The sequence below is a fragment of the Photobacterium sp. HL06 genome (genome assembly GCF_059552575.1).
This window is the reverse complement of sequence record NZ_CM183914.1, coordinates 2,403,239-2,427,014: the sequence shown is the minus strand read 5'-3', so window position 1 is coordinate 2,427,014 and position 23,776 is coordinate 2,403,239. Positions and strand designations below refer to the sequence as shown.

Below are 23,776 nucleotides of genomic sequence, written 5' to 3'. Positions count from 1 at the left end.
AGGTAAAACTAACTTTGATTGGGGAAGTAGGGTGTTATCAAATCTTACATGATGTTCGCTTTCCGGGCCGCAGTGGCAGAATCACTGTTATTCCGTATCGAGCATCAAGATGGATTACGTTGTGAACTTTTTCAGGCATTAGTCTATACCTTTACTATGCATGAACACCGCAGTTTTATCTTAATGAACCGTTCACACATTACTAATCAACCCCAGACAGGAGATAAAAATGACTCTAACTGTCACCAAGTACGAGCAAATATGGATTGAAGGGCTGAATCGGGGAGATGTTTCGGTTGCGGATGAAGCCTTCGCGCCAAACTGTGTTATCCACATAGCGGGAGCACCTGATCCAAATCTTTCGGTTGCGGCATTCAAAGAGTTGGTCGGTGGCCTATTGACCGCATTCCCGGATTTACAGATAACGGTGGAAGACCAGATTGTCTCTGGTAATAAAGTCGCGACAAGATGGTTGGCAGAAGGAACGCACACTGGGCCTCTAGGTGATTCCCAGCCCACAGGAAAGCGGGCGCAGTTCGAAGGGCTGATTTTAGATATTGTAGAAGGGGAACAAGTCGTTGAACGTTGGGAGCAATGGGATCAAATGGGGATGTTGCAACAACTCGGTATCATTTGATTTCGCCCTGATTGGATTTATCGAACAAAGAAATTAGAACCCATAGTATTTCGTATTTCCCCGATATAACCATTAGTAAGCTTAGTGGCGCAAACGCCGGGTCGCTGCTATCCCTTAGAGTACCATCGAAAGAGGGCAATAATCCGGGGATGAATCATGTTGAAAGTTAAAACACTAAGCGGCTCTGAGGCATACCTAGCTCCGGAAGTGCTAGATAGATTGAAATCACAGTTAAGCGGGCCAATGATCTTTCCCAGTGATGCTGAGTACGAAGAATCCCGCACTGTCTGGAATGCGATGATAGATCAGAATCCCGCTTTTGTGGTGCGGTGCATCGGCGTGAGTGATGTGATTGCATGCGTACAGTTTGGACGTGAACATGATTTGCTGCTCTGTATCAAAGGAGGAGGGCATAATATAGCGGGCCTGGCTACAACCGACGGGGCCATGATGCTTGATATGTCATTGATGCGAGGTGTTTGGGTTGATACAAATGAAAAAGTCGCTCATGCCCAAGCGGGTTGTTTACTCGGCGATGTGGATCGTGAAACACAAGTACACAATCTAGCTGCTGTACTGGGTTTTGTGTCACTTACCGGTATAGCCGGCCTAACCTTGGGAGGCGGCTTTGGTTACCTGACCCGACGCTGGGGATGGGCATCGGACAACGTAGTGGGTGTGGATGTGGTGACTGCCGAGGGCAGATTGGTTCATGCCAGTAATGAAGAAAACACTGATCTCTTTTGGGGACTAAGGGGCGGGGGCGGAAATTTTGGTGTAGTAACCAGCATCGATTACAAACTTTACCCCGTGGGAACCGAGATTGTCGGAGGTCCTGTGGCTTGGCCTGCTAGCGAAGCCCACAGGGTGCTGAAGCTATATCGCGAGATCACAGAAAATGCCCCTCCGGAGCTAACCCTAGCAATATTAATGCGCCCGGCACCTCCCGCACCGTGGCTACCCAAGGAATACCATGGCAAACCGGTTGTGATTATGCTTACCTGCTATAGCGGGGATCCAGAGCAGGGTGAAGAAATTGTGGCTCCTATTAAATCATTGGGTGAGCCTGTCGGTGATATTTTGATGCGTAGGCCGTATACGCAGTTGCAGTCTTTGCTTGATGCCACTCAACCCAAGGGGCGACGCTACTATTGGAAGAGTGAATACCTTCCAGCTGTAGAAGAGAGTTTATGTGATAAGGCTATAGAGCACGCCGATAGCATTCCATCGCCACATTCTGCTGTCATTCTTTTCCATATTGCAGGTGCTCTTAACGGTCGGGAAGATGCCCACTCTCCAGTTGGAAATCGCGACGCTAACTATGTACTCAACATTGCAGGATCATGGGAAAGTGAAAATGAGGATCAGGCGAATATCGAGTGGGCACGACAGGCTTGGAATGATATGAAGTCCTTTTCGACAGGAGGTACCTATATCAACTTCCTTGCTGAAGACGAAGGCCCAGAAAGAATTGAGGCAGCCTTGGGCAAGGGGCTAAAACGCCTATCGGAGGTTAAGGCTAAATGGGACCCTGATAATATATTTCGCACTAACCGTAATATAAAACCCCGCTGAGGTTGGTGAGCCAAGAACGCTAAGCGTCTAAAAATAAAGTCAGGATTATTTTGAACAGCTTCTTTATCAAAAGCATAGAGTTGAACGCCTAGCTGCATACTGTCTCCTTCGCATAGCACTATTGTATATAGACCAATTCTGAGCTGGAAAAAACTGATCCTTGTTTAGTTCGCCGCTGTGAAATTGAGCTCAAAGACACTAAGATCAATCCCTTCAAACTCACAAACCTCACGAACTGTCGGATATTGAGCCATTCGTTTTAGGTAAGCACCTAAGTTCGGAAACGATAGCGGTGATTTTTTAACGCCTAGAGACCACTCTGCAAGCATGAACAAGAAGAAGTCACATGCTGAAATTTTATCGCCAAGAAGATACTGCTTGCCTGCTAAAGCCTGATCGATAACCAACAAGGCCTCCGCAACACGCTCATCCTGAGCTTCAATAATGCCCGGAATTGCGCCTTCATCCACGGTATGTTTATGCGGGTAGTAGCGGATCATGAGTTCAGCTTGTAGCGTGTTATTCAAATACGTTAGCCATTGAAAGAATAGTGGCCTTTCTTTGCTACCCAATGCTGGAATCAATCCTTTCTCAGGGTGTTGCTCACAAAGGTGAATACAAATTGCAGGACTTTCGAATAGTGTGAATTCACCATCAATCAAAGTTGGTATCCGGCCTGCGGGATTCAGTTTTAAATACTCTGCTGATTTTTGACTATTTGATTTTCGGTCAACTAGCAGTAGCTCAAAGTCTAATTGCATTTCATGAAGCAGAAAGTGAGGGGCGAGACTGGCATTATTGGGGTAGTAGTATAGCTTGTACAAGTTAAATTCCTTTTAAATTAACCACTTGCTGTTACTTCCTCTAATGGTACACGAAACTTAATCTTAAGGCCAAACTTTGGCGTTATTACTCACTTTTATCACTTTCCAAACAAGCACATATCGCTAGCCAATTATTTCTGAGTTAGTTCTGGAACAGTTCTGGGACAGTACAGGAATAGCCCTTAAACCGTCATAAATAGAAACCTACAGATCACAAATTTGACTGCTCCGTATCGTTTTTCGGAATTTTTTGTTTCAATTTATCGTTTTGAGTTGACGGTTAGAAAATACGCGTCTAGTGTTAAGTTAAATTTTTGTTATCGAGACGATGGGTTCCGGATTCTGGTTCAGGATTATCCCGATAAGAGAAAAAATGAGTTGCCATTATCACCGTGATTAATGTCGCGAAAGGTCAGTAAATAGATGCTATTCACGAGAGATTGAAGCTAGGTAGTGAATTGTTCTGCAATATGGTGTTTAGGAATACTGAGGCATAAAAACAAAACGCAATGTCTCGCTTATTGAGATTTCTATTTGACGCTATGTGTGCAGAGGGATACATTTAACCAAATTTTAACATTTGCCGTGGTGTGAGTTGGTCTCTGTAACATTTTAATTTAGAAGGAAATAAAGATGAGTGTTCAAGCAGCTGAAAAGAACCAAAACGAAGTCAATGTCGATTTTTTACAAGCCTTTAGTGATGCCTGGAATAACCACGATATCGATGCACTAATGACCTTTGTTACCGATGATTGCCTTTTCCATACGGCGGCTGGCCCCGATCTGCAGGGTAACACTTTTAGCGGCCGTGAAGCGGTTCGAGAAAGTTTCCAGCAAGTGTGGAAGAACTTCCCTGATGCAGCGTGGCTCGATGGTGTTCACTTTGTCAGTGGTAACCGGGCGGTGTCTGAGTCGACCTTCTGTGCCACCAAGCCTGATGGTAGTCGAATTGAAGCCCGCATGGTGGATGTATTCACATTGAATAACGGCAAAATTCAGGTGAAGAATGCCTTCCGTAAAGATCGTCCTGCTTTTTTTGAGAGTGAATCCTAAGCCGATAGTTGATAGCGAATATTTAGTACGTTGACACTAAGGAGCTTGAAATGAATTCTCTCGCGGAAAAAAACAGAACAGAGACTGTCCAGCAGCAAACTAACAATGTGAAAAAAGCCACTGCCTCATTGAATGCTTACGATCCGGCTTATGATCCACTGGTTGCTGCTACCCCCGGCCATGGTGCCGAGTATGCGCCGACCTATTGGGTTGATACGGCTGGTGAGCCGCCTGCAGATGATGGGCCGATCAGCAGCGATGTTGACGTTGATGTGGTGATTATTGGTTCCGGCTTTACTGGCCTTACTACGGCAATTTTCCTGGCTGAAAACTACGGCATTAAGGCAACGGTGCTTGAGGCAAACCGTGCGAGTTGGGGGTGCAGTACCCGCAATGGGGGACAGGCCCAATGTGCATCCGGTCGTTTGAAACGTTCGCAATGGATAGAGCGTTGGGGAGTAGACACCGCGCTGCGTATGCACGAGGAATGCCTTGACGGGATGGAAACCTTCAAGGGGCTGATCAAGGATATTGATTGTGATCCGCAACCTGGTGGCCATCTATACGTTGCCCATCGCGCCAAGGTAATGCCGACACTGGAAAAAGAAGCCAAGTTGCTGCGTGAGACGTTTAACTATGACGCCCAAATCCTCGATGCAGACACAGTAAAGCGCCAGTTTGTCGGTGACGAGGAAGCCGCTGGTGCGATGCATGAGCCGGAAGGAATTGGTATTCATGCGGGTAAGCTTGCGTTTGGTTATTTGAAAAAAGCGCGTGCGCTAGGGGCGACGGTTCACCCTGCCAGCCCGGTTATTGGCTGGGAAACCAAGAATGGCGTACACCATCTCAGAACGCCGGGCGGGATCGTAAGGGCTCGTGCAGTCGGTGTGGCGACAGGGGGATACACTTCCCAAGGTTTGCACTCGCAGCTGAAAAATCGCCTGCTGCCAATTTTGTCGAACTCTATGGTGACCCGCCCGCTGACAGAAGCCGAGCTCGATGCCTGTAATTTCCGTACCAATCAGGTGATCACCGATACCCGGGTACTGCGCCACTATTACCGCTTGTTGCCCGATAACCGGGTACAAATTGGAACTCGTAGTGCAATCACTGGCCGCGCAGCACCAGAAAGTAAGTACGAACAGATGCTAAAGGCTGATTTGGTTCGTAAGTTTCCTGCTTTGAATGGCATCCAAGTCGATTATTCCTGGTGGGGCTGGGTGGATGTCAGCCATGACATGATGCCACGTATTTATCAGCCAAATCCTCAAGAAACTATCTACTACGCACTGGGTTACGGCGGTAACGGGGTGATGTATTCCGCGCAGGCAGGCAAACGCCTGGCGCAGTGGATTGCTGGTGAGGGTAAGGATTTGGACTTACCGATTTTTCAGTCGAAGCTGCCATTCCCGAATATTCGCGAAGTGGTTGAATCGGAAGCTTTTGCGCCGTTTCGCCGTTTCGGCCAACGTTTCTTGTACCGCTGGTACCACCTTCAAGATGAAGTGCTGTAACTAAGCCACCAAGACCAAAACAGAATCAATATACGTTCCACGTTCAGGAGGAATGGATTTAGAGAACAGCAACACTGATGACATGCGAACATGGCCCTGGTTGTCCAAGACAATGTAGTACCGAGGTCACCTTTAAAAACTGCGCACAGATTGATGCGATATTGATAGAAAAGGTTACTACTATGATGTTCACGAAAAGCAAAGTTATTCCACTTATCACAGCTGTTAGCTTGGCTTTTGCGTCACCGTTGGTGATGGCAAAAACATTTAAGATGGCACTGGGTGATGCCGCAGGTGGAACGCAGTGGGAACTTGGTACTAAATTCACTGAATTACTAGAGAAAAAAACCGGCGGTGACGTTAAGGTTGATATGTTCCCGAACGGCCAGTTAGGCAACGAGCAGGACACTGTTAATAATGCGGCAATTGGTTTGCTTGATTTTTCGGTGCTTGCCATCAATAACGTGACACCTTTCTCGCCAAGTGTCGGTCTGCTGACAATGCCTTATGTGATCCAAAGTGCTGATGAAGCGAAGCTTCTGACTCAGGGCGAAATTGGCCAGGAGCTGGTGGATAATACCATTCGTGATGCGGGTGTGCGTATCATTGGCTGGGCCTATTCTGGTTTCCGTGTGCTGACCAATTCCAAACGTCCGATTAAGTCGCCCGAAGATTTGAAAGGTCTGGTGATCCGTGTTCCACGTAATGAAATCATGATTTCTTCTTACCAGGCCTGGGGAGTCAACCCGACGCCGATGGCATGGTCAGAGACGTTCACCGGACTTCAGCAAGGCGTGGTCGACGGGCAGGACAATCCATACATTACAGTGCATGCGATGAAGTTCAACGAAGTGCAAAAGTATGTCACCAATATTCGCTACATCTTCTCACTTGAACCTTTGATTATCAGCGAATCTATCTTCCAGCAGCAATCACCTGAGATGCAGAAGGCCATTCTGGCCGCCAGTAAAGAAGCCACTGAACACAGCTTCAATTTCCTACAGGCAACAGAGCAGAAAATCCGCAACGATCTAGAAGCCAAGGGGATGGTATTTACCGATCCGGCCAATGGTGAACAAGAGTGGATTGAAAAAGTAACGACGGCTGTATGGCCTAAGTTCTATGCCAGCATTGGCGGTAAAGAAAAGCTCAATGAGGCACTTACTGCTCTGGGCCGATAGTCAGTATTAAGGGTGTAATTAACGCCCTTATGTTCTGAGCCACTTACCGAGGCACTGTTGATTGCATGCTTTATTTGAGAAAGCTGGTTTAAATAAAGCATGCAGCCAGGTCGTATGGCCCCAACTGCACCTGTATATACCTTCCCTCAGGTTTGAAGATACGGTTGGTAAAAGGGTCGTTGTTTACCGGAGGATATATGTCTGCAATGCAATCTATCCGAAAGCACCTGAATAACATCGAAGAATACACATGCTGCTTGCTACTGGCTGTATTTGTTGTGCTGCTGTTTTCGCAAATATTATTACGTCAGTTTTTCCAATACTCGATCCCCTGGGGAGATGAGGTGGCGACCTATATGTTCGTCTGGTTTGCCTATCTTGGTGCGGTGGTGGCAGCGAAAATGTCAGCCCATAATCGCGTTAGCTTTCATTTTAAGTTTTTTCCTCCCATCGTTCGCAAGGTCAGTGAAACCATCGCCGATATGATTTGGGTGGCGTTCAACCTTTATTTTGTCTACCTCAGCTATGACTTTGTGTTTAACAAAATGAACCTGTTCTGGAAATCCCAAACCACGGGTATTCCGATGAAGTACTTTTACTTGATCCTTCCTATAGCATTTTCACTGATGACGATCCGTATCTTGTGGAATAACTATGAACGGTTGTTCAAAGGTGTGGAAGCGGTCGATCCCGAAACGGAAGAGCTCAGCAAGATGAAAATGAAGAAGCTCCAAGTCCAAAAAACAGCGGTGTAATTACTGCCTATTCGAGCTAGGGAAGACTCATGGAAGATTATTTAACCTTGATATTGTTTGGTGGCTTTCTCGTCATGTTAATACTGGGAGCCCCGATAACCGTTTCGCTTGCAGGTGCGTCGATGGCTGCTTATCTGATTTTGGATAAGAACCCGATAGCGCTGGTGCAGATTGCCTTTACCTCAGTCGGTAACTTCCCGTTAATGGCACTGCCGGCCTTCGTATTGGCTGGGGCGCTGATGGAGGCTGCGGGTATCTCAAAACGATTGGTCGATATAGCAGAAAGTCTCGCAGGCCCTGTGACTGGTGGCCTTGGAGCGGCAACAGTAGTTGCATGCCTGTTTTTTGGTGCTATATCGGGCTCAGGCCCGGCAACGACAGCTGCCGTGGGGATGCTGATGGTGCCTGCGATGGTAAAGCGAGATTATGAGCGTAGCTATGCTTCGGCAGTGACTGCCGCATCGGGTGGGCTGGGGATCATCATCCCGCCATCGATTCCGGTCGTGATTTTCGGTATTTCTGCCATGGGACTGATGCCGCCTCCGGAGGCTATTGCCCAGCATGGTCAGTTTGCGTCACTCTCAATTCCCAAACTGTTTGTTGCCGGAGTGATCCCCGGACTGATCATGGCATCGACTCTGATTTTTACCAATTACATGATTGCCAAAAGCCGGGGCTATAAAGGATTAACCGAAAACTGGTCGTTTGGTGATATTAAGGGCACCTTGCGCAAGGGGCTCTGGTCAATATTGGCACCGTTTCTGATCCTTGGCGGTATTTATAGCGGCATGTTCACCCCGACAGAATCGGCAATTGTCGCCATTTTCTACTCGCTGTTTGTTGGCTTCTTCCTGCATCGTGAGTTGCAGTTCAAGAACATTCTCAAATCGCTGACCACCACAACCTGGATCACTGGACGGGTACTGCTAATTTTATTCGCCGCCACTGTGTTTGGGCGATTGCTGATTGAGCAGAAAATCCCGGTTGTCGTTGCTGACTCGCTGTTGAGCCTTACCGATAATATGTACCTGGTATGGGCGCTGACCATTATGTTGCTGCTATTTGTCGGCATGTTTATGGAAACACTGGCCGCGATCATGATCATTGTCCCGGTACTGCTGCCAATCATGTATATGCTCGGAGCCGATCCAACCCATGTCGGGATTGTGGTGGTGTGTGCGCTTTCCATCGGTTTTGCGACGCCGCCATTGGGAGAAAATATTTTTGTTGCTTCCGGGATCGGGGGATCGTCGGTTGAGCAGATAACCGCCCGAATTCATCCCTTCGTTATGGCCTCGGTCGTGGGGGTATTTCTTATCGCCTTCTTCCCGCAATTATCACTTTGGCTGCCGTCGTTGGTGGGCTATTAGCTTGCAAATAGAAACACGACAATTAGCGACTTAACGGAGACAATGTAATGAACCTATTAGTCAAAAGCGGTGTGATATATTTGCTGGTATTGTTCAGCGCCGCGCTCATAGCGACACCGATGGCTGAACAGGAAGACTTGGCAACTTTGCCACATACCATAACAAAAGATGAAAAACGTGCGATAACCTTGCTTGATAAAGCTGTTCGGCATATTGAGCTGCAAGGTGCTGATGCCGTCGCTGACTTTAGCTCACAAGAAAGATTTATTGATCATGAACTTTATGTGTTTGCATTGCGTGTAGACGGTCGCTTTCTTGCTAGTGGCGGCTCTTCAACCGTGCTTGTTGGCGATACCGTACTCGATAGTGTCGACATGTTTGGCAAGCCATTCTTTCGCGAAATGATTGAAACGGCAGTAGACAAAGGCTATGGCGTGGTCGAGTACCACTGGAATAACCCTATCGACAGCCAGGGGGAGCCGAAACGGACACTGTTCCGGCGGGTCGGCGATATTATTGTTGCTGTGGGTTTCTACCCGTCACGGGCGACGGCGTTTCAGGCCCGTAGCTTTCTTGATGATGCCATTAAAGCCATGGTCACGGACGAAAAGGCGGCACTGGCCGAGTTTGGCCAACAAGAAGGGCGCTTTATTCAAGATGATCTGTATGTATTCGTTGTAGATATGCAGCAAGGCAAATTTATTGCCCATGGTGCGACTCCTGCGCTTATTGGTCAATCACATTCTGAGGTAATGAGCCCTGACGGCCAGCCAGTGATCACACAAATGCTGGATAAGGCCAAGCAGCAGGGGAAAGGGGAGCTGGTTTATATGTGGAGAAACCCTACAACGGGTAGGACAGAAGCCAAGCATACCTATTATCGCGTGCTGGATAATAAATTGGTGGGTGTTGGGTATTACCAGCGCTAAAACCAGTATTTAACAGGAATAATGATGGATCTTAAGCAAATAGAATTATTGCAGACCGGCTTTTATATCAATGGCAGCTGGCAGCAGAGTGATAGAGGTTACGCTGTCACCAATCCAGCAACAAAAGAAAAGATTGCTGATGTTGCAGCTGCTGGTGGACAAGAGACAAATGCGGCGATTGAAGCGGCAACCGTTGCGTTTAAGCAGTGGCGTAAGAAGACCGCCAAAGAACGTTCACTGGTGGTTCGTCGCTGGGGTGAGTTGATGATGGAACACCAGCATGATCTGGCAACTATTATGACCACAGAGCAAGGCAAGCCATATGCGGAGGCTCTTGGGGAAGTGGGCTATGCGGCAAGCTTTCTTGAATGGTTTGCCGAGGAAGGCAAGCGTGTTTATGGCGAAACGATCCCGACCCATAAGCCGGATTCGAGAATTATTGTGACCAAAGAGCCCATTGGTGTAGTGGGTGCGATCACCCCGTGGAATTTCCCTCTGGCCATGGTTACCCGCAAGGCTGGTCCTGCGATTGCGGCTGGATGTACCATGGTATTGAAACCATCCGAAGAGACTCCGCTGAGCGCAATGGCGATGGCGGTTCTGGCCGAGAAAGCCGGCGTTCCTGCAGGTGTATTCAATGTGGTGTCTGGCAATGCGGCTGAAATTGGCGGTGCGCTGATGGCGGCAAAATCAGTGCGCAAGATTTCTTTTACAGGCTCGACCCGTGTTGGCAAGCTATTGATGCGTCAAGCGGCCGATTCGGTGAAGAAGCTGTCTTTGGAACTTGGCGGCAACGCACCATTTATTGTATTTGACGATGCAGACATTGATGCCGCGGTACAGGGGGCAATGGCATCGAAGTTCCGTAATACCGGGCAAACCTGTGTTTGTGTTAATCGCTTCTATGTTCAAGACAGTGTTTATGATCTATTTACGGCCAAGCTCGCAGAAGCGGTTGGTAAGCTCAAGATCGCAAACGGGTTTGAAGACGGAGTGACGCAAGGGCCACTAATTAATGATCAGGCCCTCGAGAAGGTCGAGAGCCATGTCAATGATGCGGTTGCCAGAGGTGGGGTTGTACTGACAGGCGGCAAGAAAAGTGCATTGGGCGGCAATTTCTATGAGCCTACGGTGATTGCTAATGCCCATCATGCGATGCGAATAGCCAGTGAGGAAACATTCGGCCCGGTAGCGGCTTGCTATCGGTTTAGCTCAGAAGAGGAAGTGCTGGAATTGGCAAATGCAACGGACTCTGGGTTGGCGGCATATTTTTATTCCAGAGATATTGGCCGAGTTTGGCGCGTGGCCGAAGGGCTTGAGTCAGGTATTGTCGGGATCAATGAAGGTATCATCTCCACAGAGGTGGCCCCGTTTGGTGGCGTGAAAGAATCAGGCCTTGGCAGAGAGGGCTCCCGTTATGGCATTGAGGACTATGTTGAAGTGAAATATATGCTGATGGGCGGTATTTAACGTTTATTTTGTGAATGCATAGCTGTTGTGGGTTGCTTTAAGTGAATGAAATGTTTTTAACATTTCGTTAAACTGAATCAATCTCATACTAATAATAAACAGCTATGAATACAGAACAGCAACTGACTAAACGGGCTGCGCTCCATTATATTATTGCCGCAGGGATCTTTAGCTTGTATGGCGGGCGAGTATGCCCGTTTCTCGATACGCTTTCTGGCTGGCAGGCCGGGCTCTACGCGATTGTGACTTTTTCGCTGATGTTCGTGTTACGCTCGCTTTGGATCAAAAGCGGCGATAGCCTCCATTGCGTGACGAAGAATCTGGCGATATTTGCCGTGGGGGCTGTTTGTCTATCCGTCTGGTACAACGTTTTCCACAACTTTCCGATCGAGAGTAGCTTAAAGGTTCTGTTAGGTATTGGTAGCCTTGGGGTGTTGATCAGCCTGGATCTCTCTTTATATAGCCAGATCCTGCACTACCCTAAACAGATCAACGTCTCGGAGCTGGCGGGTATCCAAAGCTACCGCCATTCGCTTGCTTTCCAAATGGCCGGAATGGTGGTGTTTGTCGTTGCTCTGTTGACAACGTTACTGGGTATGATCATGATCAAGGATGTGCGTTGGCTAGCAGAGAATATAGCTGTTACGGGTCCGCACTCGGCGATTGTCAGTATCGTTAAAGAGTTTGTCTATGTGGCCGTTGTCCTTGTCGGCTATACCGTATCCATTATGTATCAGTGGCTGAAGCTATTGCGTCTATTGCTGGTGAATCAACAACAAGTTTTAGAAGAGGCGGCTAACGGAGACTTGTCCGTGAGGGTGCCTGTTGTCCAGCATGGCGAGATGGGGACGATTGCGCACTACACCAATGAGATGCTGATCCGGTTGGAAAAAAGCTATGATGAAGTCAACCTGACCCGTGATGTCGCCATTGTCGGGTTGTCAGCCTTGGCAGAATCCCGTGATAATGAAACGGGCGCGCATATATTGCGTACCCAGGAGTATGTCCGCGCGTTGGCTAACCAGCTCAAGCTCCGGGAGGCATTTCGTGACTATCTGACAGAAGAGCGGATAGATTTGCTCTATAAATCGGCGCCGCTGCATGATATCGGCAAAGTAGGTATTCCTGATGCGATCTTGCTCAAGCCGGGCAAGCTGACGGATGAAGAGTTCGAAACCATGAAGACTCATGCTTTGATTGGTGCCGAATCAATAGCGACGGCTGAAAAGCAGATGGGAAGTTGTAGTTTCTTGTTCCTTGCCCGTGAGATTGCATTGACTCACCACGAAAAGTGGGATGGCAGTGGATATCCAACCGGCTTAGCTGGCGAGGAAATTCCGTTATCAGGCCGCCTAATGGCATTGGCAGATGTGTATGATGCTCTGATCTCAAAGAGAGTCTATAAGCCTGCTTTTAGCCATGAAAAAGCGAAGTCGATTATCCTGGAAGGTAACGGGAAGCACTTCGATCCGCAAGTGGTTGATGCTTTCCTGGCCTGTGAGGGTGAGTTCGTGCAAATCGCGCGCAACTATCAAGACGAAGAAGCGATGGTTGCTTGATGCCGTAGTGCTATTTTAACAATGCCCGCACATTGGCGGGCATTGTGGTATTAGGTTAATGATGCTGTTGGCATTTTTGAATGTAGATGAGTGAATTCAGCTGATAGTGTTTGTATTTGTAATACAATGTCTGGTACTAATAGCCGTGATGGAATGTCGTTAGGGAACAACTACGATTATTAACCTGCAAAGAGTTTTATGTCTAAACCTCCCAAATTAATCGCGCATTTTTCGAGAGTACTACTGCTCGCTATTGCGTCTATTCCTTACATGTCTTTTGCCGCTCAAATGAGCAACCAGCCTTGTACCCAATTTCTGAAAACGATTGCAGCTGTTGAAGACCAACCGTATTTAGATTTGTACTCCCAGTCTCTCATCAGCCCGAAACAAGCAAAGCTGCGCCTGACTAAACTATCAGCTAAGCACGATCCCAAAAGCTCTTCGGCTGGGCAGGCGATGTACCTGTTGATCCAGTACAATATTGAGCAGGCTGAAGGCGATGATGATACGAAGGCTATGAGCTATATCAGCCAGCTGAGACAGCTTGGAGAGCAGACACAAAGCCAGTGGATGGTAGCAGAGGCGTTACTGTATGAAGCTGCTGACTTGGTTGATAAGCGTAATTATGATCTCGCTGAGTCGAAACTTTCAGAGGTCGTTGATTTAGCTCGAGAGCTCGACTACCACTCTTTGTTAGCCCGGGCGCTAAAATGGCAAGGCAATATTTATATTGATCGTTCCGAGTATAAGCGGGGCTTACAAAGTTATCAGGATGCGTATGATATCTTCGCCGATTGTGGGGACAAGCTGCAAATAGCACGCGTACTATCTAACATCTCAACGGTTTATATACGAATGGAAGAGTGGTCAAAGGCTGACCGCTATATAAGTAAAGCCCTCAACTTATATCATGAACAAGCATTCTCTAATCCTTTTGCCGAGGCGGTTCTTCATATCAATGCCAGCGTTATTGATAAGTACCTTGACAGGCCTGAGAAGCGGGTTGGCCATATTCGTGAGGCAATGAAACTAGCGGCGAAAACTAGCTCATATCGGGTAAAGTTGACCGCACTGATGAACTTATCTGCGGTGCAACTTGATAATAACAACCCGCAACAGGCGCTGAAGAGTTCTAAATCGTGTTTGAAATTGGCTGAATCTTATCGTGAACCTAGGGGAATCGCTAACTGCAACGAAAGCTTGGCCGAATCCTATTTACAGCTCGATCAGCTAGATAGAGCTCTGGAGCATGCATTTCTGGCTCTAGACGCCTATGAGCAGCGCGAAAATCGTAAACGCTATATTTTTGTAAGTAATATCATTGCGGATATTTATGAAGCGTCCGGAGACTACAAGCTTGCACTCAAGTATTACAAGCAGTATGCCGATGACGGGAAAGAATACTTGTTTGATGTACGTCGCAAAGAATTGTTTGATCTGCAAGAGCGATTTGAAGCGAAGGTAAAAGAGCATGAAATTGTCTTGTTGAAAACTGAAAACGCATTGAAAACAGCACGCCTTGCAGAGAAGGAAACGAGCGAAAACATGCTGCGGGTCGGTACTGTATTTATTCTCTTATTTCTGTACGTACTTTACCGTCGTTACAATAGTATCAGCCGTAATAATGTTGCACTGGAGCAGTCGAATGCTGAGCTAGCAACTCAATCAATGCAAGACCCTTTGACTGGCCTTTACAACCGTCGTTATTTAGAGGAGTGGCTGACATCTGCTTCATCACAGCCTGAGCAAACTTCAGCATTAGTTGTGCTGCTTGATATTGACCATTTCAAATTGATTAATGACAAGCTAGGACATGATATTGGCGATCAGGTGCTTACCTTATTAGCCCAGCGCCTTAAAAATACTACCCGCAGCGATGACTTGAATATTCGCTGGGGAGGTGAGGAATTTGTGTTGATTATCAACACCTGTGAGCAGGAGGTTGACAGCGTACTGGAGCGATTACGCAAGTCTATTGCCGATACGCCATTCGTAACGAACGCAGGAGAAGTCAAAGTCACTGTATCTTTGGGGGCGGTATTTGCTCATACTCCCCAAGAACTCGAGAATGATTGGGGCGCGATGTTGGTTGCTGCCGATAAAGCGTTGTATAACGTCAAATCGGCAGGCCGGAATGGCTATCAGCTAGCAACAAGCTCAAGTTGAATACCATGATTTCGGATCCAGTCTAAGTCTTCTGAATCAACGTCGCTGTTGGTCACGAGTATAGAGAACTGATCTAACTGTCCAATGCTGGTTGAGAAAATCTGGCCGAATTTGCTGGAGTCTGTCAGCACGATATTGCGTTTGTTCTTGTTCAGGATGGCATTGGCAATATCGGCACGCATCATGTCTCGGCTGGTAAAGCCGGTATCCCGATGAAAGCCATCAATTCCGAGAAAAGCGGTACTGAAGTGGGTGTGCTCAATGCATAGTCGGGTGAGGGGACCAACGAGGCTCTCTCCTTGATGCTGGTAAATGCCGCCTAATAGTATAATGTCGGATTTACAGTCTCGGATCATATGAGCAATGTAAGCACTTGGCGTAATAATGGTAACATCACCACGGTTGGCTAGCTCCCGGGCGAGCAGGGCGTTAGCGCTTCCCCCTTCAATCATTACGGTTTCGCCTGGTTCAACCAGCTCGGCAGCGCGTTGGGCTAGCTGTTGTTTGATGTCGAACCGAATACTCATACGGTTACTGACATCGTCATTTTGAACCGCTGTCGCTCCTCCATGGACACGCTTAAGGTATCCCTGCTTCTCAAGTAAGCTTAGATCTTGGCGGATAGTCACTTCAGAGACGCCGGTATGAGCAGAAAGATCGGCAACGAGCACACGTTTCTGTTCATTGACCAGTTGAAGAATTTCGCTATGGCGAGGGTTCATGGCACACCTTGTCTTCTATGTTTTTGCTTGTTGACTTACTTTTAGCCTTGCCTTTCGAGTTGAGTTTCAAGGCGCTTTCTAGTGAAGGTGAAATACTAACGTTTTTAACGCTATAAGTCATACAGCTATATTGGGGGTTGATGATAAAAGAGATATTTGAACAGGTCTGCTTTGTTATTAATTATGCTTCAATTGTCATATGTCACGATTTGTTACTTCTCAAAATGGTAAATTGATATTCCCTATAGATATTAAATTACAACTGCTAATTAATAATGAGTATAAAGAATCTTGCGCCAGCCAAGCTAAGTACAAGAACAGCTCTTTTGTTTGGAACGGGTTTGTTTGCAATAGCTGCGCTTTGTTTGTTTTGTGCCCGCTACTTCTTTTTGCTGAACCTGAATGATATCGAACGGCAGCAAATCCTTCAGCACAGTAATCAAGCGAGATCAGTGATTGATATATTGGTGAGAAGCCAGGGTGAGCGTTCGTATGACTGGGCTAATTGGGATGAGAGCTATCATCTTGTAACCAAAGGCGACGAGGCTTACCGGGATCGAAATCTGTACTATGATGGGCTGAAGAACCTCGATCTTGATATGATGATTTTCCTTAATCGAGATGGGGAAGTCATCGAAAATAAGATGACAACAGTACAAGGACTTTCTACAGGCTTACCGATAGAGCTTTTAGAGCCATTAATGTCTTCTAACGGAGTAGGGGCTTTTTTGGATGCCATGAAGAGCGGTCGTACTCCTGTCGGTCAAGCGCGCTCAGGTCTCATTGCGATCGACGATAAAATCTTAGTTGTTAGTGTCACCCCTATTCGCAATAGTTTGGCAGACAGCCCCGTTGGCGGTTGGCTAGTATGGGGGCGTTATCTGTCCGCTGTTTTCCCGAGCCAATACAGTGGGATTTTGTCTGTGGAAAACACATTGGCAGTTGTTGTGACACCTCAAGACAATATCGCGGGTAAATCTATACCGTTGACCCAGGTTGAGAAAAATGGAAAAAATCTAGCGGCATCCGTTGTTCTGAACGATTTTAATGACAAGCCGTTTGCTATTTTAAAAAGCAGTCAGCCCCGCACTATTTTTCAGCAAGGCAATCAGCTGATCAGTTGGTTGGCCATTGCGATGTTTGTCGCTGCAGTATTCATTGGCATCCTGACATTGCTTGCTTTTCGACGCAAAGTGGGAAGTCGCTTTATTGCGTTGGAGAAGGGGCTTGAAGCTCTGGTCAAAGATGAATATAACACCCGTCTTCAGGTTGAGGGCAATGATGAATTCTCAATGGTTAGTGAGGTGATTAACCAAATCTTGGTTAAATCGTCCCATACTCACTCGGCGTTAAATGATGTGGTGCAAAAGTTTGATGCCCTATATCGCAATAGCAATCTTGGGCTGGTAATGGTACTGGATGGTCAAATTGTGGATGCAAACGACACCATTGCCTCTATTTTACGCTATCCGTCGGGCAAGGTACTTATCGGTCAGCCTTTATTGAATTTTTGCCCGGAAGCGAGAGATCAAAATTGTAAAGTTGAAGCCATGTATCAAGCTGTTACTGAGGGAGTAAGGCATTTTGATACGGAAATGCGAGCGGCTGATGGTAGTTTCGTTGCCTGTAAATTGGAGGCAACACCCATTAAGCAGCAAAGCGGTGAGGCTTTGATGCTGTCGATAAAAGATGTCAGCCAGCAAAAAGTTCAGGAAGGATTGATCCAGAAGCTGGAAAAATATGATGTTGTCACCGGGCTGGTTAATCGCCAGGCTTTGTTTAAGGCGTTAAATAGTAAACTCGCTGAGCAGCAGTACTCTTCAATTTCACCATCATTGATTTATATTCGGATTGAACGCTTTAATATTGTGGCAGGTGCTTTCGGCCATCAAATGGCTGATGAAATCTTGCTTGAAGTTGCAAGAGAGCTAAAGGGTATCGTTAATGAAGGGGTATTGGGCCGGGTAGCAGAAAGTGAATTCGCATTTGTTTTAGCAGCAGAAAGCCGTTTTGTCCCTTATCGTTACGCCAAGGAAATTGTTGCGGCATTAGAGCAACCTTTGGTCGTGGAAGGGGTTGAGGTTCGGTTGTCTGTATCGGTGGGGCTAGTACAATCATCGGCCCTGACGCCGTGTGCCGATGAGATGATGAATGCCGCCGAGTACGCAACTTACCGAGCGGGGCAGAAGAAATCGCGTATCCAGTTATTTAACCACCGTATATCTGAGCAGCTTAAAAGCCATGTAGTCATTCAGCGGGATATTGCCAAAGCTATCCGAGATGGGAGTATTTACCCAAAATTTCAACCCTTGGTTTCTGGTGCAACCGAAGAGGTTTGTGGCTTTGAGGCGTTGGCGCGATGGCACCATCCGGAGCTGGGAGAAGTATCACCTGGCCAGTTTATTCCGATGGCAGAATCTCGCGAGTTGATCATTTCATTGGGTAGCCGCATTTTAGATAAATCCTGCGAATTTCTGGCCCAGGTTAACCGTCAGCGCCAAGCTCATGGGTTAAGCCCTTTAACAATGCATGTGAACTTGTCGAGCCCGCATTTTTCCCATTCTCAGCTGATTTCATTGATTGAATCGGTACTTAAACGGCATCAGGTCAAGCCAGAACATCTGACCATTGAAATTACAGAAAGTATGCTGATTGGCTCGACAAAGCAGGTTATCCATCGCATGCAGGTGATAAAAAATATGGGTGTTAAGCTAGCTCTGGATGACTTCGGCACAGGTTATTCGGCTTTGAACTCTCTGTGTGAGTTTCCACTGGATGTGGTGAAGTTGGATCAGAGCTTTATTAAGCGCATTGGCGTCGATCCTCAGGGAGAAATTCTGATCAGCAGTATTGTCAGTATGTCTAAAGCCTTAGGGTTAAAGATGGTCGCCGAAGGGGTTGAAACCGAACAGCAAAAGGCTGCCTTGCGGGCACTCGAGGTTGAAGAGTTCCAGGGGTATTACTTTTATAAACCCTTGTCATCCCAAGACTGTCTTCGTGTTGCGATTAGCGGGTGTGCTGATCATCAAATCAATGAAATGAATGAAAGCCTTGTCTGAAAATAAGAAAACCACCCTGCAGAATACTCAGTAGGGTGGTTTCAGTTATACTCCGGTGCCCAGTGTTTTTTATTATGCTAGTGGCTTGGAGTGAGCTTGCTTCCTTTGAGCGACTTTTGAAGGTTTTCCTTTATAAATTATGTTCGGTACGAGCTATGATATCGTCTTGCGCTTCAGGTGACAGAGCGGTAAAGAAAGCAGAATAGCCAGCAACCCGAACGACGAGATCACGATATTGCTCCGGGTTTTCTCTTGCTGCCAGTAGTGTGTCGCGCGAGACAATGTTGTATTGGACATGCCAGCCCTTGTGATGGTTAAAGAAAGTACGCAGCAGCATGCTGAGCTTGAGCATATCGCTCTCTCCTTCAACAGAAGCCGGAGACAGCTTCTGGTTAAGCAAAACACCACCTAGGATCTTGTCGGTATGCAACTTACCTACTGAATTGTAAACGGCTGTAGGCCCTTTAACATCTGTACCTGATGAGGGGCTAGAGCCTTCGGCCAATGGTGTGCGGGCCTTGCGGCCGTCCGGTGTCGCCATGGTTGCTGAGCCAAAGGGGACATTGGCAGAAATACTGGATGTACCGGCGTAATATCCCCCTCCAATCGGGCCTCGGCCATAACGGGTATTGTGGAAGTTCGAAAGAACATCGATATAAGCCTGATACGCCTCGACCAGTAGGTTATCTACGGTATCTTCATCGTTACCAAATTTAGGAGCGAAGTTTTGTAGGCGTAACCGGAGCTGCTCTCCCTCACTGTTCGCAAAATCATTCTTGAGTGCCTCGGCAAGTTCGGACTGACTGACTTGTGGTTGGTCAAACACCATATGCTTAATTGCAGCAAGGCTGTTACCGAGGTTAGCAATACCCACCTGAAGACCTGATACCCAATCGTATTTAGCGCCGCCTTCTTTAACTGTTTTACCTCGCTCAAGGCAATCATCAACGAGAGACGAGCAGAAAATATCATGTGCCTGCTGTTCCAGAACGGAGTCAACGACGCAGTCTATTTCTATGGATTTACGGGTGTAGTAGGCAATTTGCTCACGCCACGCCTGCATGATCTCATCAAAGTTCTGGAAATTTGCCTGGCTGAGGGATTTATTGTGTGGCAGGAAGGTTTCACCTGTCGTTGCATCGCGCCCGCCATCAAGGGCTGCCAGCATAATGCGGGCAAAGTTTATAAAGCTCATCCCGGTGCAACGGTACCCCCATTTACCCGGCACGGCTGTTTCGATACAACCAATCGCCGAATAGTTGAAGGCATCCTCTCGCTCAACGCCCATCTTGATAAACTCAGGAATGACGATTTCATCATTGTTGAAAGCGGGCATTCCGAATCCGCACTTGATGACATCGATACAACCCATAAGAAATCCTTGATCCAATCTTTCATGGTATCGAACACTCAGGTTAGGCTGGGTGGAGCGCAGCTGGCCGCAAGATTCCAAAATTGTCCACGATAGGTTGTTTACGGCATCTTGCGGTTCGCTATTGGTGTCGAGGTACTGCCCGCCTATCGTGACGTTTTGGTACAGCGGACTACCGGCAGAGGCCTTTGAATGGCTTCCCGAGCGGATTTTATTCACTTCCAACAGCTTCAACCAACAGCTCTGCAATAGCTCCATAGCAAATTCACGGCTGATAACCGGGTTGTTTTCGACATCTTGTTGGTAGAAACGATTGAGATACTGGTCCATTCGGCCAAATGATACCGAGTGGCCGTTGGATTCGATCTGAAGAACAAGCTGCACAAAGTAGCAAAGTTGCAGGGCCTGCCAGAAACTGCGAGGTGGCTCGCTGGCAATATGGCGGCAGCTATTGGCAATGGTCAGGAGTTCGTCGCGGCGCTGCTGGCGCGGATCTTCCTTGGCCATAGTTTCGGCCAAATCGGCATACTTGTGAATGTGTTGCTGTATAGCTGACAGGACAATCTCAACGGATTTAAGGAATTGATCACGTTTGAGATCTTTCCAATCGGCCAGATCAAGACTTGCGCGATGGTATCGGGTTTCGTCGAGCAAGCCTTTCAAGCCGATATTTAATAGCTTTTCATTATCAACCGCGAGATGGGCATCGCCAGAGGTCATATTACCTTCGGCCTTGATAATCGTAGAGGCAAGTATTGCCTGCTGCTCGTCGGTGAACAAACCATAGCAACGGTCTTGAACGGTTTTGCCACGCCAGTAAGGGGTCAGTTGATGGATAGCATTCTTGTTTTCTTCGGTGACGGCAAACCCGGCGCCTGGACGGTCGGCAAGATCATCAATTTCTGCTTCGAGCCAACGTACGGTATATTCAGGGAAGATCGGGGCGGCCCTGACCTTACTGGCTTGGTTACCGACAATTAATTCGTCATGCTTAATCCAGATCGTCCGTGTTTTGAGGTGCTCAGCAAGAGCAAGTGCTCGACGAACAACCACAGGCTTATCTTCGTTGCTCTGATAGGCACGGGTATAGGCTTCGGCCCGCTCGGTACAGATTGGCGGAGTAACAATATTAATCAGTGCATGTTTGTGGGCTTCAATACGCGGTGGCAAGTCATTTAATTTCATTATGTTACCCTCTGATGTTCACGGTAATAGGTTGTACTGGGTGCGATTTTGCATAAGCTCTGGCAGCCTCGAGCAAATCAGCGTTGTCTAATGGTTTGTCTGCACACAGATAGGGCATATCCAGTAGCTGATATTTATTGATGCCAAGTGTGTGGTAAGGAAGCAGGTGAAGTTCATAGCAGTTATCAAGGCTGGCAGCGAAGTCGATGATCTTTTCCAGCGCCTGTACATTGTCGTTAAAGCCCGGAACAACAGGGACTCGGATAATGATCCTCTTAGCTTGTTTGGCAAGCTTCTGAAAGTTAGATTGGATCCGCTTCAACGAACCGTGAGCCCAGCTAAGAAAGATGTCGCTGTCGGTATGCTTTAGATCGGTGAGCCAACAGTCAATATGGGGCAGCACTGTTTCAATGTTTTTCCAGGGTACGTGCAGGCAGGTTTCAACAGCGGTATTGATCCCTTCGTGATGCATCCTCTGTGCGATTTGAGCCACTAGGTCAGGTTGCAGCAATGGTTCGCCTCCCGAGAAGGTTACGCCCCCGCCGCTCTGCTTAAAGAAAGGTTTATCCTTGAGCAGCTGTCCACAAAGCTCATCAACGGTTTCTTCTTTCCCGCAAACACTCAAGGCCTGGCTAGGGCAGATTTCCCGTAGGGACTCAATGTCAGCAGAGGAGAGATAATCACGGTTTATCGCTATCGGTCCATTGGGGTCATCCCGCTGAATGGCATTACACTTATCCAGGCAAAGCCGGCATTCAGCCATGCAAAGTCGTTGATCATAGAGGATCGAGTAATCAGGGCTGCGGCTTTCTGGGTTCTGGCACCACGGACAGGCGAGGGTGCAACCTTTAAGAAAGAGAATAGAGCGGATCCCGTCACCGTCATGGGTTGAAAAGCGCTGAATATTGAAATACACGATCACCTCTACTGGCTAATAATTGCATCACCTTTACGAAAAGTGAAATCTCGATGCTTCGATAATCGAAACTTTAGGTGTTGTGAGTGAAAGTTGATTTGATTTTGATCAAACTAGAGTGATCCCGTGCTCGGTATAGTAGCCAGCAACAGCAGAACATTGAGGTATGTACGATGTTAGAGTTTTATTTAGATACAGCAGATGTCGAACAGGTGGGCCGCTTTAACGCCTGTTTGCCACTGCGAGGCATAACAACGAATCCCACTATCTTGGCCAAAGAAGGTAAGGGCCTGAATAGTGTATTAGCTGACATGGCAAAGGTATTGGGTTCTGATGCCCGCTTTCATGCCCAAGTTGTTAGCCAGAGCGTTGATGAAATGGTGAAAGAAGCGCGACAAATCCACGAGCTGCCATATGACATGGTGGTGAAAGTACCTGCAACAGAAATAGGTTTGGCTGCCATTCGAAAAATGAAAGCCGAAGGGATTCAGGTACTGGCAACGGCTATCTATTCAGCACATCAGGGTTTCTTGGCTGCTATGGCTGGTGCAGATTATCTGGCCCCGTATGTCAATCGTATTGACGGAATGGGGGCTGATGGTGTTAAAGCGGTTGCTGACTTGCAGCTATTGCTCGACAAACAAGGGCTTGAAAGCAAGATTTTAGCGGCAAGCTTTAAGAATACTCAGCAGGTTACAGAGGTAATGAAGCTAGGGATTGGGGCAATTACATTGCCTGTGGATGTCATGAGTCAGATGCTAGGCCATCCAGCGGTTGAGCCAGTGGTAGCGCAATTTAGCAAGGATTGGGAGGGTACGTTCGGCAGTCAGCTTTCATTTGAAAGCTAAAGAGCTAGGCTGGCCTGATTTATCAATAATGCCGAACGTTCAGGTTAGTAGCTCTTGTTATTCAAGTGGTGGCTTAACCGCCTTTTTCCACTTAACAATTGATATGCAGCGACATGGAAGTCACTTTGTCGGGGGCTGGATGCCCCCTTCTTTATGGCGCTATCCGGATCGGTGTTCCATCGGAGACATACTGTGCAATTTCCCTGATTTGTGGGTTGTTGACTGCAATACAGCCTCGGGTCCAATCAACCCCTTCGTAAACGAGGGGCATGTTTTTACCATTTGGCAAGCCATGGATGAAGATATCGCCGCCAGGATCTATACCTAGTTGTTGTGCTCTTAGTCTGTCTTGCTGATTTGGATAATCGATATGTAGGCTAAGGTGAAATCGACTTTGTCTGTTACGAAAATCGATTTTGTATAATCCTTCAGGTGTCCGGTAGTCACCTTGTTGCATTTTATGACCAACAGGTTGACGACCCAAACTAATAGGGTATTCACGAAAGACAGTATTGTTCTTAATAAGAAACATCTTTCTTTCAGCTTTTTTTACCAGTACAAGGTCTGCTGTTGGTCTATCACTAAATGCCATAGCACCTTGAGATACAACTATTAATAATATAAAAAGTAACGTTTTCATT

General features: G+C 47.3%; 18 protein-coding genes. 13 read left to right on the top strand and 5 right to left on the bottom strand.

The annotated features are described in order from the left end of the window. The first annotated feature begins 229 nt into the window (after window positions 1-229). Together AC51G0_RS11195 and AC51G0_RS11190 are read left to right on the top strand one after the other, a co-directional pair. Window positions 230-637 carry an ester cyclase gene (locus AC51G0_RS11195; protein ID WP_496298491.1) on the top strand — a complete coding sequence of 136 codons (408 nt, stop codon included), beginning with the start codon at window positions 230-232 and terminating at the stop codon, window positions 635-637. Window positions 638-793: 156 nt separating this feature from the next. Then, the gene (locus AC51G0_RS11190; RefSeq protein ID WP_496298489.1) at window positions 794-2,212 is read left to right on the top strand and encodes an FAD-binding oxidoreductase; all 1,419 of its coding nucleotides are present in this window, start codon (window positions 794-796) and stop codon (window positions 2,210-2,212) included. Between the two features lie 164 nt (window positions 2,213-2,376). Here AC51G0_RS11190 and AC51G0_RS11185 read toward each other — a convergent pair whose 3' ends face one another. Continuing rightward, on the bottom strand, window positions 2,377-3,036 hold the full coding sequence (locus AC51G0_RS11185) for a glutathione S-transferase family protein (RefSeq protein WP_496298487.1): 660 nt from the start codon (window positions 3,034-3,036) through the stop codon (window positions 2,377-2,379). A 633-nt stretch (window positions 3,037-3,669) separates the two neighbouring features. On the opposite strand from AC51G0_RS11185, the gene AC51G0_RS11180 reads away from it, so the two are divergent. The 9 genes from AC51G0_RS11180 (at window position 3,670) to AC51G0_RS11140 (ending at window position 15,033) form a co-directional block, all read left to right on the top strand. Continuing rightward, window positions 3,670-4,089, top strand: a complete 420-nt coding sequence (locus AC51G0_RS11180; protein ID WP_496298486.1) for a nuclear transport factor 2 family protein — start codon at window positions 3,670-3,672, stop codon at window positions 4,087-4,089. A gap of 107 nt (window positions 4,090-4,196) precedes the next feature. Next, window positions 4,197-5,603 carry an NAD(P)/FAD-dependent oxidoreductase gene (locus AC51G0_RS11175; protein WP_496301928.1) on the top strand — a complete coding sequence of 469 codons (1,407 nt, stop codon included), beginning with the start codon at window positions 4,197-4,199 and terminating at the stop codon, window positions 5,601-5,603. 182 nt (window positions 5,604-5,785) lie between these two features. Beyond that, window positions 5,786-6,784, top strand: coding sequence for a TRAP transporter substrate-binding protein (locus AC51G0_RS11170; RefSeq protein WP_496298485.1), 999 nt, complete (start codon window positions 5,786-5,788; stop codon window positions 6,782-6,784). 197 nt (window positions 6,785-6,981) lie between these two features. Further along, the gene (locus AC51G0_RS11165) at window positions 6,982-7,539 is read left to right on the top strand and encodes a TRAP transporter small permease (RefSeq protein ID WP_496298484.1); all 558 of its coding nucleotides are present in this window, start codon (window positions 6,982-6,984) and stop codon (window positions 7,537-7,539) included. A gap of 29 nt (window positions 7,540-7,568) precedes the next feature. Beyond that, window positions 7,569-8,909, top strand: a complete 1,341-nt coding sequence (locus AC51G0_RS11160; protein WP_496298483.1) for a TRAP transporter large permease — start codon at window positions 7,569-7,571, stop codon at window positions 8,907-8,909. A 47-nt stretch (window positions 8,910-8,956) separates the two neighbouring features. Beyond that, a complete protein-coding gene (locus tag AC51G0_RS11155; protein ID WP_496298481.1) occupies window positions 8,957-9,838 on the top strand; it encodes a cache domain-containing protein in 882 nt (293 codons plus the stop codon). Window positions 9,839-9,862: 24 nt separating this feature from the next. Further along, window positions 9,863-11,308: an NAD-dependent succinate-semialdehyde dehydrogenase gene (locus AC51G0_RS11150; RefSeq protein WP_496301927.1), complete on the top strand. Its 1,446-nt coding sequence runs from the start codon at window positions 9,863-9,865 to the stop codon at window positions 11,306-11,308. Window positions 11,309-11,412: 104 nt separating this feature from the next. Next, window positions 11,413-12,867: an HD domain-containing phosphohydrolase gene (locus AC51G0_RS11145; protein ID WP_496298479.1), complete on the top strand. Its 1,455-nt coding sequence runs from the start codon at window positions 11,413-11,415 to the stop codon at window positions 12,865-12,867. Window positions 12,868-13,065: 198 nt separating this feature from the next. Beyond that, window positions 13,066-15,033: a diguanylate cyclase gene (locus AC51G0_RS11140; protein WP_496298478.1), complete on the top strand. Its 1,968-nt coding sequence runs from the start codon at window positions 13,066-13,068 to the stop codon at window positions 15,031-15,033. Here AC51G0_RS11140 and AC51G0_RS11135 read toward each other — a convergent pair. Continuing rightward, window positions 15,009-15,755 (bottom strand): DeoR family transcriptional regulator, encoded by a 747-nt coding sequence (locus AC51G0_RS11135; protein WP_496298476.1) that lies wholly within the window; start codon window positions 15,753-15,755, stop codon window positions 15,009-15,011. The genes AC51G0_RS11140 and AC51G0_RS11135 overlap by 25 nt on opposite strands. Window positions 15,756-16,096: 341 nt before the next feature. Here AC51G0_RS11135 and AC51G0_RS11130 point away from each other — a divergent pair, with 341 nt between their 5' ends. Then, window positions 16,097-18,814: a bifunctional diguanylate cyclase/phosphodiesterase gene (locus tag AC51G0_RS11130; RefSeq protein ID WP_496298474.1), complete on the top strand. Its 2,718-nt coding sequence runs from the start codon at window positions 16,097-16,099 to the stop codon at window positions 18,812-18,814. A gap of 130 nt (window positions 18,815-18,944) precedes the next feature. Here AC51G0_RS11130 and AC51G0_RS11125 read toward each other — a convergent pair whose 3' ends face one another. Together AC51G0_RS11125 and AC51G0_RS11120 are read right to left on the bottom strand one after the other, a co-directional pair. After that, a complete protein-coding gene (locus AC51G0_RS11125; protein WP_496298472.1) occupies window positions 18,945-21,371 on the bottom strand; it encodes a formate C-acetyltransferase/glycerol dehydratase family glycyl radical enzyme in 2,427 nt (808 codons plus the stop codon). A gap of 4 nt (window positions 21,372-21,375) precedes the next feature. Next, window positions 21,376-22,287 (bottom strand): glycyl-radical enzyme activating protein, encoded by a 912-nt coding sequence (locus AC51G0_RS11120; RefSeq protein WP_496298471.1) that lies wholly within the window; start codon window positions 22,285-22,287, stop codon window positions 21,376-21,378. Between the two features lie 173 nt (window positions 22,288-22,460). Here AC51G0_RS11120 and AC51G0_RS11115 point away from each other — a divergent pair, with 173 nt between their 5' ends. Next, window positions 22,461-23,135: a fructose-6-phosphate aldolase gene (locus tag AC51G0_RS11115; protein ID WP_496298470.1), complete on the top strand. Its 675-nt coding sequence runs from the start codon at window positions 22,461-22,463 to the stop codon at window positions 23,133-23,135. Window positions 23,136-23,286: 151 nt separating this feature from the next. Here the strand turns inward: AC51G0_RS11115 and AC51G0_RS11110 are convergent, their stop codons facing one another. Then, window positions 23,287-23,775, bottom strand: coding sequence for a L,D-transpeptidase family protein (locus AC51G0_RS11110; protein ID WP_496298468.1), 489 nt, complete (start codon window positions 23,773-23,775; stop codon window positions 23,287-23,289). Between the last annotated feature and the right edge of the window lies 1 nt (window position 23,776).